The following is a 13,846-nucleotide window of genomic DNA, read 5'->3' on the forward strand; positions in this document are numbered from 1 at the left end:
AAGGCACATCATGTCCACGATTCAAGATGCCTACTGGAATGCGCTGCTGGCAGATGCGACTTACGCCCTGCTAGCCAACGTGGAGAACAAGAGCGGTGACGCGTTGCGTGACCTCCTCAAGGAACGCATGACCGAGCCCTTGGCGAACCACATTGCCACCAACTTCTCGCTCGTCACTCACATTGAGACTGACGACGTCACCGGTTCCGGGTTCGACGCCACAGTCTGGCGTCGATCCGACGGGAAGATCTACGTTTCCATGCAAGGGACGACAGGTCTTCAAGATTTCCTGACTGACGCCCAACTTGCCATTACCGGCAACGGCCGTGATCAGATCGCCGCGATGGCGAACTGGTGGTTCAAGATCACCACGCCGGTTGGTCAAACAGCCCGACAGATCAGCGTTGAGCAAGTCGAGGTCGGTCGCGATCCGTTTGGTTTGCCCATCATGCAAGCGCAGCTCAAGGAAGTGCCCGGTGTCGCTGGTGCGGGCAAGGTCTCTGCTGCGGATCTTGCGGGTGGCATCGAAGTCAACGGCCACAGCTTAGGGGGCTACCTCGCATCTGCCTTCACCCGGCTGTTCGGCGCGCAGGCTCATGTGACCCACACCTCCACCTTCAACAGCGCTGGCTTTGCGCCAGGCAGCGAGGCGGTGTTCGCCCAGTGGCAAAGCGCCATCGGGCCGGGCTATGGCCTGGGGCGCTATCCGAACGCCTCGGAGCAGACCAACTACTTCGCCGAGAAGGGCCTCAACGTCACGACCAATACCTTCTGGTTTAGCCAGGTTGGCAAGCGAGTCTCGATCTTCAATGAAGGTGGCGCCGGCGTCCCCAACCACTTCATCTACAAGCTGACCGACTCACTGGCGTTGACGGTGGCCATGGAGAAGCTCGATCCGAGCATCACCATTGAGCGGGCCAGCACGATGTTTGCGGCGGGCTCCAATCAGATGGCGGGATCGCTCGAAGGCGTCCTCGATGGCCTGCGCCGGCTGCTGCTCGGGCCAGCGTCCGCCAACACGCCTGCCGGCGATGCCGGTGACAACCCGAACTCGCGCGTAAGCTTTCATACCAACCTCGGTGATCTGGGCAAGAGCGCGCTGGTCACCGCACTGCAAGGCAAAGTGCGCTTCGAGACCAGCGGCGCTGCGCTGGGCAGCAAGGCACGCACAGACTTTGGGGCACTGGCAGCACTCCTCACCCTGTCACCGGTCTGGGTTGCCGGCAACGGCACCGATGACGCAGCGTTGAACGCGGTCTGGGCCTCTGCGGCCTGGTCGACACAGCAAGGCCAGTGGCTGGCCGACAAGGGGCTGAGCGCTAGTCAGCGAGAGGCGGGGCAGGCCACCTTCAGCGACGAGTGGATCGCCGATCGCGCCGCGATGCTCGGAGCGCTGATGCGCTACAACACCACCGACGCCAGTGGCGGCGTTGTCCGCAGCCAGGCGCAGGGCGCCTATCAGATCATCTACTCGGACGCGACCACCAGCACGACGCTGGCGGTGCAGAACTCCGGCAGCCAGCCGCGCGCGTATGTCAAGCTCGGCGGCGGTGGCAGCGAAAGCTTGCTCGGCGAGGGGCTCGCCGACCACCTCTACGGCGGCGCCGGCAACGACGTGCTCAACGGCCAAGGCGGCAACGACTACCTCGAGGGCAATGCCGACAACGACACGCTCGATGGCGGCACCGGCAACGACAAGCTGCTTGGTGGCAGAGGCACCGACACCTATGTCTTCACGGGGAACTGGGGCGCCGACGAGATCGTCGATGCCGATGGCACGGGCACTCTGCAGATCGAGGGCCTTACTGGCGGCCTGCCGCAGGGAAAGAAGTGGGTCGACAACGTCTTCCGTTCGGCCGATCAACTGGTGCTTTACAAGCTCGTCGACCAGGGATCGGGCAGGCGGGACGTGGTCATCAGCTTCGAGGGTCGGGCCGACACCATCACGCTGCGCTCCTGGGTCAATGGGCAGTTCGGCATCACGCTCGACGCGGTGACCACGGTGCCGGCCACCAGCAACACGGCCAGCGGGAGCTTCATCAAGAAGCTCGACACCAATGGCACAACCTTCGTGCTCGATGCCTTTGGCAACTACGTCAGCGACGGTGTGCTGACCACGGAACCCGACAGCCTGATCGGCACGGCGGCGGCGGACAGGATGATTGCCGATGTCGGCAACGATGCGCTGATGGGCGGGGCGGGTGACGATCTGCTCGAAGGGGGCGATGGCTCGGACCTGCTGCTCGGAGGCGCGGGGGCGGACAACCTGCAAGGCGGTGCAGGCAACGATTTCATCTTTGGATCGGGGGAGGGGGCGGTGTCGCTCGCAGAACGACGCGCGGGTACGCAGCCTGTAGCGGATGGACCTGAGCTAGGGCGTGGCTTCGGCTGGGTGGTGTATGACCAACCGGGTGTCGATGCCAATGGCAACAAGGTTTGGATCACCGCCGGACCGAGCGCCTCGAGCGTGAGTTCGGATGCGGGCAATGTCATCGACGGCGGCGCGGGGGATGACCGGATCGTGGCCGGTCTCGGCGATGACTTGGTGCAAGGTGGCGCCGACAACGATCTCATTACTGGCATGGCCGGCGACGACATGCTCGATGGTGGGGCCGGCAATGACTCGATCGAGGGCGATGCCACCGATCTTCAGGGCTACATCTCCTCCACGCCAGGGGTGCAGCATGGCAACGACATCATTGACGGTGGTGCTGGTGATGACCGACTGACCGGCGATGGCGGCGACGACTTGTTGTACGGCGGCGCGGACAACGACTCGCTGTGGGGCGACGCCAGCAACGTGCGCGATGCGCCTGCGCAGTTCCATGGGCGGGACTATCTCGACGGCGGGGAGGGCAACGACTACCTCGCTGGTGGTGGCAGTGACGACGAACTCGACGGCGGCAACGGCAACGACAACTTGTGGGGCGACGATTCCGAACAGGCCTTGCCGCTCACTGCACACGGCGACGACACGCTGGATGGTGATGCGGGCAACGACACGCTTGCTGGCGCCGGTGGCAGTGACTTGCTGTTGGGCGGTAGCGGTGATGACGCCCTCTTTGGCGACGCGTCGGAAGACTTTGTCCCGCTCGCAGGCCATGGCGACGACTACCTCGACGGCCAGGACGGAAACGACACGCTCTACGGCGGCGGCGGCGACGACGTGGTGGTGGGCGGCACCGGGAACGATCAGCTGGAAGGCGGCGTTGGCGACGATGTCATCGATGGTGGCGCTGGTACCGATGTCTTGAAGGGCGGAGACGGCAACGACACTTACGTGTTGCGCCTGGGCGAGATGCCGATCAGCGGCCAAGGCTATTCAGAGGTGATAGACGACACGTCCGGGACCGACAGAGTGGTTCTCGAGGGCGTCCCTGAGTCGGGCATTGCGACGGTCAGCGCGTTTGCCGACGCCCTCATCATTCAGTCGACGAGCGCTGAACAGGTGTTCATCAGGCAGGGTGCGGCAGGATCGGTCGAGAGTTACGAGCTTGGGGACGGCCAGCGGCTGAGTACCTCCGAAATGGTCGGACGATTCTCGCAAGACGTGATCGAGACCACGCTCTCAAACGGTGCGCGCATGGCGCTTGGTGGTCGCCGCAACGACGTGCTCTCGGTTAGCGGGGGGCGCGCCGTTCTGAGTGGCGGTTGGGGTGACGATACGCTCACCGCCTTGGGCGGCGGCAACAGCTACAAGTTCTCGCGCGGCGATGGCGCCGACACGATCAGCGACGGCGCAATGTCTGGTGGCTCACTGGGTTTGGACGGTGCGAGCTGCATCTTCTTTGGCGAAACGATCGCTGCGGCTGATATACAACTCAGCTTTCAAGGCACCCGCCTCGTGCTGCAAACAGAGCCGGCTTCATCTGACGCAATCAGCATCGAAGGATTCAATCGGAGCGATGCACTGACGCAGCTCGCGATCGATGAGTTTGCGTTCGATGGTGTCGGGTCGCTCACCCTTGCGCAGTTGCTTGCGCGCGGCTTTGATCTTGTCGGTACTGTCGGCAACGACGTGCTGTTCGGCTCGAGCATCTCCGATCGATTTGACGGTGGGACCGGTGACGACAGTTTTGATGGCGGGACTGGCGCAGATACCTACCGATGGGGAATCGGCTACGGTCGAGACACCGTCACTGACGCCGATGCGAACTTCGCGACGGCCGATACGTTGCAGATCGACGGTGCCTTGGCCCCGAGCGACCTGGTGCTCCAGCGCAGTGGCAATGACCTCATTGTTCGTAGCCGGACAACCACCGACCAGATCACTGTGATCGACCAGTACGCCGGAACTGGTGTCGAGGGGATCAGCTTCGGCGGCGGCTTGGTGTGGACCCGCGTCGATATCGATGCCAACTTGAGCAACGATCTGTCGGAAGGGCCGGACGTCTTCACCGGCACCGTCGGCGCAGACGTCATCTCCGGGCTGGACGGGAACGACACTATCAGCGGGTTGGCAGGCTCGGATGTCATTGATGGAGGCAATGGCCACGACTCCCTCAGTGGCGGTGATGGCGATGACACGTTGTTCGGCAGCGCGGGCACCGACATGCTGGCCGGCGCGGCAGGCAGCGACGTCTTGGATGGAGGCGCCGGCGATGACAACTTGAGCGGCGGAACCGGAGACAACGTCTACCGCTTTGGCAGGGGCGATGGGCAGGACCTGATCACATGGATGAGCAACTCTTCCGGTGCGATGAACACGCTTGAGTTCAAGGACGAGATCACGCCGGCCGATCTGACACTGGTCCAGTACGGATTCGCGGGCGACCTGGTCGTCCGCATCGCCGGCACGACTGACCAAGTCACGGTTGGTGGCTTCTTCCAGGGACCCGACGCCGGGGCGACGCCCAGCACGGTACAAGGGTTCCACTTCCTCGACGGGACCGTGTGGGACGCACGTGCCATCCTTAGCCGGGCCTTCCAGGGAACCACCGCTGCCGACTCCATTAAGGGCACAACGGCGGACGACACGATCTCGGGTGGGGCAGGCGCCGATCTCCTCAACGGCGATGCCGGCGACGACCTGCTCGACGGTGGTGCCGGCGTCGACACGCTGCAGGGCGACTCCGGAAACGACACATTGATCGGCGGCGAGTACATGACGGGCGCTGCCGGCAACGACACCTACGTCATCACCGCTTGGCCGAACGCGGCGCTGACCGTCCACGATTCGAGTGGTGCGCTCGACGTGCTGGTGCTGCCCGCGGAGGCAACGCCGACCACGGTCGAGATCGACCTCGCCTACAGCAACTCGAGCCGAACCTACGATGCGCTGTCAATCACGCTGCCTTGGTGCCCGGCGATCCAGGTCGAGGGCTTCTACGGAAGCGCGACGGCCGACTCGGTTGAGGAGGTTCGTTTCGCCGACGGCACGGTGTGGACGCGCTGGGACCTGTCGGCACGCCTGCGCTCCGGCCGGCTCAGCGACGCCGATGACCAGGCGGTGCTCGGTTTCCGCTGGAGCGACCTGCTTGATGGCAAAGGAGGCAACGACCTCATCAGCGGCATGCTCGGCGACGACAGCTTGCTTGGGGGTGCCGGCCAGGACACGCTGTACGGCAGTGAGGGCCACGACACGGTGTCCGGGAACAGCGGTGACGACGAGTTGTACGGTGACTCGTACTGGTGGACCGACACCGGCGACGGCAACGATTCGATCGCTGGCGGTGACGGCAACGACACGCTGTACGGTACCGGGGGCCATGACACGCTCGAAGGTGCAGCAGGCACGGATGTCTTGTTCGGTGGCGAAGGCGACGATGCCTTCCTGTTTGGCGCGGGCAGTGGCGACGACAAGCTCTACGAGCAGTCCGGCGCGGACAGGGTCGTTCTCGCTGCGGATGTCTTGCCGAGCGATGTCAGTGTGGTGCGTCATGGCGACGACCTGGTGTTGGCCGTGAACGGTAGCGCGACGCAGCTCTGGCTGATGGGACAGGCTGGCCCCAATTGGAACTCATGCGTCGAGCGAGTGGAGTTCGCCGATCAGACGGTTTGGTTGCAGTCAGATCTGTTGTCTTTGGCAAGCGGGACCGGTACTGCCAACAGCACGACCGGTACGGCCGATAACGACAACTACGCCGTCGATCATCCGAGTGATGTGATCGTCGAATCTGCCGGTCAGGGTGTCGATTTCGTGATGAGCAGTGTGAACTTCACCTTGCCCAACGAAGTTGAGAACTTGACGTTGACGGGACTTCTGAACACGCACGGCGTCGGAAACCAGCTCGCCAATCAGCTGACGGGTAATGCCGGAAACAACACGTTGGTTTCAGGAGCCGGCTCAGGCACAGACACTCTCGCCGGCGGTGATGGCGACGATGTTTACGACCTACAGAAGTTCTACTCCTGGACAGCCGGTCCCACGACCAATGCGGACGTCGTCGTCGAGCTTGGAGGCGGCGGGACGGACACGGTCTTGTCCGATGCCTATCACTACACGCTGGAGACCAACGTCGAGCACCTGGTTTCCACCGCAGTGGATTCATGGAACTTAGGCGGCAAGCCCCTGGCCGCGCTGATTCATGGCAACGTTGGCGACAACGCCATTGACGCTTCCATCCGCCTCTCGACCACGCGGATCGACGGAGGCGCTGGCAACGACACGATGCACGGCGGAACGGGCAACGACACCTACGTCGTTGACAGCGTAGGCGACGTCGTATTCGAGGCTGCTCAGAACACCAGCGTCGACACCATCGAGAGCTCCGTTGACTGGGCGCTGGTCGCCGGGATCGAGAATCTGACGCTCGTAGGAACGGTGGCGACCGGCGGCATCGGCACGAGCGCCGCCAACGTGTTGGACGGGTCGGCATATACAAATGCTGCCGGGACGCAGACCTGGGCGGTCAACCAGCTCACGGGTCTGGCCGGAGATGACATCTACCTCATCGACGCCTCCGATTCCGTGACCGAAGCGATCAACGGTGGATTCGACAAGGTCATCGTCGCAGCTGGATCCGTGGGGACCTACGCGCTTGCCACCTACACCAACGTCGAGGCCCTTCAACTGGGGCAGGCAGTCAACCACTCCAATATTCAAGGCACCGACGCGGCCGAGCAGTTGTACGGCAACACGTACTCGAACATCATCGTCGGCGGAGCTGGGGACGATGCGCTGGTAGATGCCGTCTGGCCCGCTGGCACCCTCAGCTATGGTCCAGGCGACTGGGATCGCCTCGAAGGCGGAGACGGAAACGACTCACTGCTCTCGACGTCTGGGACTGATGTGCTCGACGGTGGCATCGGCAATGACGTGCTCACGATCAAGAACAGCACGTCTTCGACCGTCGAGTTCGGGAGCGGGCATGACGTCGTGCACTATCAGTCCGCGAGCGGCATCAGCGTCAGAATCAACGGGGCTTTGAGCGTAGATTCGCTGCAGGTGCAGCGCGAAGGCGAAGCTCTGCGCTTGAGCTTTGCCGGAGGGCTCCACAGCCTGAACCTTGAAAACTTCTACCAGAGTGTCGCCTCGCCGCTGCAGGCCGGCGGTTACAGCGAATGCACCTTCGCAGACGGAACGGTGCTGAGTGCCGACAACTTGGCAGTGCTCTGCGTCAATGGGATAGGCAGCCCCGGAACCGATCAGCGGGATGTCCTCATCGGTACCCCGGAGGGCGACACGCTCGCCGCTCTGGCAGACGCGGACCTGGTCCTTGGCCGCGACGGTGACGACGTCATTGCCGGTGGTACCGGCGATGACACGATCCTGGGCGGAATCGGGGCTGACGCTGTGCAGGGCAACGATGGGGACGACTACGTCCGGGGAGAAGATGGCAGCGACTCTCTCGATGGCGCGCTCGGCAACGACTCTCTGTACGGAGGCGACGGGATCGATCTGCTTTTCGGTGGGGACGGAGACGATAGCTTGTCGGGCGACGCAGGGAGCGACGCGCTTCAGGGCGACGCGGGACTGGACCTGCTCGACGGTGGTGAAGGCGACGACCTGCTGACGGGCGGCGATGGCATCGATACGCTGCGCGGCGGCGCCGGGTTCGACACCCTTGTCGGAGCCGACGGCAGCGACGTCATCGACCCTGGCTCTGGATTCGACGTGATTCGTCTAGGCCGAGGGTCCGGTGCAGACCGCGTTACCGGCTACGACGCAGGCGGCGACGAGATCCTGTTTGATGAAGGCGTCGCACCGACAGACCTGCTTCTCAGTTACTCCGGATCTGATCTGCTCATCACGATTGCAGGAACCGCCGACTCGCTCAGAGTCGAGCAGTTCGTCAACTACTGGAACCAAGTCTCGTTGAGGTTTGCCGATGGCACAACATGGACCTCCTACAAGATCTGGGAGGTCCTCACGACGGTTCACGGGACAGAAGCCGCCGACGTGCTTACGGGCGCGAACGGCTCGGACCGCCTCTATGCCAGGGGCGGAAACGACACGCTGGATGGCCGGGACGGTCATGACTTGCTCGACGGCGGGGTCGGTGACGACACACTCACCGGCGGTACGGGCTACGACACGTTGGATGGAGGTCCTGGAATCGACCGGATGGTTGGTGGCGGTGATAGCGACTTCTACTTGGTCGACAACGCAGCAGACCTCATCGTCGAGGTGAGCGGCGGAGGTGACTACGACTGGGTCGAGGCGTCGGTCGCGTACACCCTCCCGAGCTTCGTAGAAGGACTTGAGCTGACCGGAATTGGCAACATTTCCGGTACAGGTAACAGCCTCGACAACTCGATTGAGGGCAACGCGGGCAACAACACGCTCACTGGTGGCGCGGGTGCCGACGAGCTTTATGACTACGATGGCGGCGCCGACTCGCTCAATGGTGGGACTGGTGCCGACGACATGGAAGGCGGGCCGGGCGACGACACGTACGTTGTCGATTCCGCGCAGGATGCCGTCTACGAGTACGAGTTGGAGGGAAATGATCTCGTACAGGCCAGTGTGAGCTACGTGCTCCCTGACGAGGTCGAACGCCTCACATTGACCGGTGGTTCCGCGCTCTCGGGAGAGGGCAACCTGGCCGCCAACGCGATCACGGGCAATACGGCAGCGAACGTGCTGCGTGGACACGCAGGTGACGACACGCTCAGCGGCGGGACGGGTGCGGACTCCATGTACGGCGGTCTCGGAAACGACAGCTACGTGGTCGACAACGCTGCGGACCTGGTCAGTGAGCTGGCCGGCGAGGGAACAGATTCGGTCAGCAGCAGTGCGACCTACACGCTCGCAGCAGACGTCGAGAATCTGACCCTGACCGGGTCGTCTGCCCTGAAAGGCACCGGCAATGCGCTCGACAACTTGCTGAGCGGCAACACCGGGGCCAACTCGATCACCGGAGGCGCCGGCAACGACACGATCAACGGGGGATCCGGCAACGACACCATGCTCGGTGGCACCGGTGATGACACCTACTTTGCGAATGTCGCGACCGATGTCGTCACGGAAGCGGTCAACGAAGGAATCGACACGGTCAACTCCTCCGCTACGCTGACCCTGAGTGCCAACGTCGAGAACCTGACTTTGACCGGGACCAGCGCCCTCAACGGCACCGGTAACACCCTGGCGAATGTCTTGATCGGCAATAGCGGCAGCAACTTGCTGACCGGCGGTGATGGCAATGACACGATCGATGGGGGGATGGGCAACGACACGATGGTCGGCGGGATCGGCAATGACACCTTCTACGTCGACGTCTCGACCGACGTGATTACTGAAGCCGCGGGCGCAGGCACCGACACGGTGATGTCGGGAGTAACGCTCTCGCTCGGCAGCAATCTGGAGAATCTCACGCTGACCGGGTCTAACTTTGTCAATGGAACCGGCAACACGCTGAACAACACGCTAACTGGGAATTCAGTCGCCAATACGCTCAGCGGCGGCGAAGGCAACGACACGTACATCGGCGCAGCTGGCAACGACACCGTGACCGACAGTTCAACCACGTCGGCCGACGTCTACCGCTGGGGCATCGGCGCCGGCAACGACAGCATCAGCGATGCCGGCGGCGCCGACCGGATCGAGATCGCTGCTGGCGCTGTCAGCTCACAGGTCACGCTGACCCGCAGCGGCAACAATCTGCAGGTCGGTATCACTGGCGCGACCGACGTGTTGACCGTGCTCAACTGGTACACCGCCACGGCCAACAAGATCGAGGAGATCAAGCTGGCTGACGGAACCATCATCGGGGCGGGGGCGGCTCCGATGTCCGTCGTCACTGGCATCGCGGCAAGTACATCGTTGCTGGTCGATGCGATGGCGCAGTTCGACGCACCGGCCGCAGGTGACATGCCTCTGGAACGTCGAGCCTGGTTCGAACAGCCCATGCTGGCGGTGGGCTCGCTGTAGTCTGCTTGTGAGCCTAGAGGCACTTCACCACTAGGCCGCGCCCCGCCTTCGCGCGGCGTGAGCGTGAACTAACTGTCGCTTCTGCCTGATTTCGAGGCAGACGCAAGCGCAACGACAGCCAGAAACAACGTTCAGCCTGCAACCGATATGTAACATCGAATCAGGCTGAATCTTCTTCTGCAAGGTGCCGAGCAGCCTGACCGCGGTGACGCGGTTTTCAGGCACCGCAGATTAGTCGTTGGGGTTGCCTTGAACAAGTTTGTGAAGGCCATTTTGGCCGGCACGGGAGCGCTTTTGTGTCTGGCTTCGGCCTGGGCGCAGAGCGCCGAAGTCGACAGTCGGTTGTCGGTGCAACGGGTGGCTGCTCAGGCCGATGGCCGCGAGTCCTTGGGTCCGGCCACCAGCGTCAAGCCGGGTGACGTGCTCGAGTACCGCTCGAGCTATCACAACGTGGGCAAGGCGCCCGCGCGCGGTCTGACGGCCACGCTGCCGATCCCGGCCGGAACCGAGTTCCTGCCTGGTTCGACGCGGCCCGTCGCCGCCACGGCCAGCACCGACGGCATGAACTTCGCGCCGCTGCCGCTGAAGCGAACGATCAAGCAGGCCGATGGCCGTGTCGTCGAGCAACTCGTGCCGATCGCCGAGTACCGCGCGCTGCGCTGGGCGCCGGTCGACCTGCCGCCCGACCAGACGCTGCAGTTCGTCGCCCGCGTGCGCGTGGTCGACGACCGCGCGCCGGCATCGGCACCGAAGAAGTGATCGCCCGGCGGCCCACAGCCGCCTACCCAGAACGCAGACATGGCATGGCACTGAACAGAACGGTGCCACCGGCCAGCGCAGTTTTTGATTTCAGTACGAAGGACGGAGAACAAGCATGAGCACCACCGCAATCCGCAGCACCGGCGCCCCGCGCTGGATGACCGCGGCCCTGGGCCTGTTGACGGCCCTGTTCCTGTGGGCGGCGCTCATGCCGAACGCGCTCGCGGCCCCTCCGGCCGGCACCGTGATCGGCAACCAGGCGACGGCGACCTTCGTCGACGCCGGCGGCACCTCGCGCAACACGCTGTCGAACCTGGTCCAGACCACGGTTTCGCAGGTCAAGAGCTTCACGCTCACCGCCAACGGCGCCCGCACCGGCGCCGCGGGCCAGACCGTGTACTACCCGCACACGATCACCAACACCGGCAACGGCGCCGACACCTACGCGCTGAACGCGCCGACCGCGGCGGGTGGCTTCACCCACACCGGACTGGCGTATTACGCGGACGCCAACGGTGACGGCGTGCCCGACAACCTGACCGCGATCACGAGCTCCGGCCCGCTGGCCGCCGGCACGCAATTCAGGTTCGTCGTCGGCGCGGTGATTCCGGCCGGTGCCTCCAACGGCCAGACCGGCACGGTCACGGTCAACGTCGCCGACACCGGCAGCAATACCGCGACCAACACCGACACCACCACGGTCGCCAACTCGGCAGTCAACGTCACCAAGGCGCTCTCGGTGGGCAGCGGCCCGTCGCCGTCCGCGGCCTCGATCACCGTGACGCTGACCTATACCAACTCGGGCACCGCAGCCGCGGCCGACCTGACCCTGACCGACGTGCTGCCCGCGGGCATGAACTACGTCACGGGCAGCGGCCTGTGGAGCGGCAGCGGCACCGCGCTGACCGACGCGACCGGCGGCGATCCGTCCGGCATCACCTACAGCTACACCGCGGCGGGGAGCGGCACGATCGCGGCGGTGATCACCAGCGTCCCGGCCGGGTCGACCGGCACCGTGAGCTTCCGCATCAACATCGCCTCGGGCCTGGCGCCGTCCACGCTGACGAACCTCGCGAGCTTCAGCACCACGACGCAGGCGTCGGCGAACACCAACCCCGCGACCTACGTGGTGGCGGCGACCGCCTCGGTCACCGCGACCGGCCCGGCCGCCGTGCCTTCGGCGCCGCAGGGTGGGACGTTGACGTTCTCGAACGTGATCACCAACACCGGTAACGCCAGCGACAGCTTCGACATCACCTACCCGGCTGCTGGCTCGGCGGGCAACAACTTCCCGGTCGGCACCAGCTTCGCGCTGCTGCAGGCCGACGGCGTCACGACCCTGCTCGACACCAACGGCAACGGCACGCCCGACACCGGCCCGCTGGCCGCTGGCGCGAGCTACACCGTGGTGCTGCGCGCGACGCTGCCCGCCGGTGCCACCGGCGGTCCGTTCACGGTCACCAAGACCGCGACCTCGCGCACCGACAGCACCAAGTCCGCCACCGCCAACGACACGCTGACGGCGGTCGTCGCGGCCACCATGGACCTGACGCAGAACACCGCGCGCAGCGACAGCACGCCGGCCGGCACCGCCGCCGCGGGCAACACGGCGACCACCGGCTTCGGCCCCGGCACCGCGAGCGTTATCGCGACCAACACGGTCACGCCGAACCCGAGCAGCTCCGTCACGACGACCTTCAGCCTGGTCGTCAACAACACGACCACTGCCTCGGACTCGTACACGCTGAGCGCCACGGGCCTGCCGACCGGCTGGAGCGCGGCCTTCTACAACGCCGGCGGCGCGAGCTGCTCGACGCTGGGCAGCGCGACCAGTAACACCGGCGCGCTGGCCGGCGGCACCAACAAGCTGGTCTGCGCGGTCGTCACCGTGCCGGCGATCAGCACCGGCAACGCCGCGCCGGGCACCAGCAACCTCACGTTCCGCGCCACCTCGGCGCTGAGCGCGAGCGTTTTCGACAGCATCGTCGATGCGGTCATCGTCAACACCGTGCGCAACATCTCGCTGACGCCCAACGGCGCGCAGCAGGCGGCGCTGGGCGGCTCGGTGACCTACACCCACGACCTGGCCAACCTCGGCAACAGCGGCGAGGGCATCAGCTTCGCCAGCGGCTTCCTGAGCGACAGCCTGACCGCCTCGGGCTGGACCTCGACCGCCTACTTCGACGCCAACAACAACGGCGTGCTCGAAATCGGCACCGACCCGCTGATCACGACCAGCTACACGTACACGCTGCCGGTCGGCCAGACGCGCCAGATCTTCGTGCGCGTGTTCGCCCCGGGCAGCCTGACGGCCGACAACATCTCGACGCTGACTGCCACCTACACCCTCGGCAGCGTGTCGGTGACCGACCGCACCTCGGTGAGCAACGGCCTGCTGCTCAGCAAGGCCCAGGTGGCCGGCACCTGCGCGGCAGCGCTCGCGTCGGGTCCGTTCAGCACGGCCGACATCGTGGCCGGCCCGAACACCGCGCCGGGCCGCTGCGTGGCCTACCAGATCAGCGCCACCAACACCTCGGCCAGCACGATCACCGCGGTGGCACTGAGCGACACGGTGCCGCCGAACACCACGCTGGCGGCCACCAGCTGCGCGGCGCCGACCGCCACCGGCGGCGCCACGCTGGGCGGCACGCTGACCGAGGGTGCGACCGGCACGCTGACCGCGAGCCTGGCAAGCCTGGCCTCGGGCGCGTCGTTCCAGTTCACCTTCTGCGTGCGGATCAATCCGTGATCGATCCGGCGGCCGGCGGGCGCAAT

At 64.8% G+C, this 13,846-nt stretch carries 3 protein-coding genes; all 3 read left to right on the forward strand.

The annotated features are described in order from the left end of the window. Positions 1 to 10 precede the first annotated feature (10 nt). Positions 11 to 10,312 carry a calcium-binding protein gene (locus EV670_RS01705; protein WP_130430085.1) on the forward strand — a complete coding sequence of 3,434 codons (10,302 nt, stop codon included), beginning with the start codon at positions 11 to 13 and terminating at the stop codon, positions 10,310 to 10,312. A gap of 294 nt (positions 10,313 to 10,606) precedes the next feature. After that, positions 10,607 to 11,071: a hypothetical protein gene (locus tag EV670_RS01710; protein WP_165393205.1), complete on the forward strand. Its 465-nt coding sequence runs from the start codon at positions 10,607 to 10,609 to the stop codon at positions 11,069 to 11,071. A 115-nt stretch (positions 11,072 to 11,186) separates the two neighbouring features. After that, positions 11,187 to 13,820, forward strand: a complete 2,634-nt coding sequence (locus EV670_RS01715; RefSeq protein ID WP_130430087.1) for a beta strand repeat-containing protein — start codon at positions 11,187 to 11,189, stop codon at positions 13,818 to 13,820. The last annotated feature ends 26 nt before the right edge of the window (positions 13,821 to 13,846 follow it).

It is taken from the genome of Rivibacter subsaxonicus, from assembly GCF_004217215.1.
Taxonomy (GTDB): domain Bacteria; phylum Pseudomonadota; class Gammaproteobacteria; order Burkholderiales; family Burkholderiaceae_C; genus Rivibacter; species Rivibacter subsaxonicus.

What these genes read in the sequence shown, in the direction of transcription:
- EV670_RS01705 (WP_130430085.1), top strand. Translation starts at nt 11, where the DNA reads ATGTCCACGATTCAAGATGCCTACTGGAATGCGCTGCTGGCAGATGCG.
- EV670_RS01715 (WP_130430087.1), top strand. Translation starts at nt 11,187, where the DNA reads ATGAGCACCACCGCAATCCGCAGCACCGGCGCCCCGCGCTGGATGACC.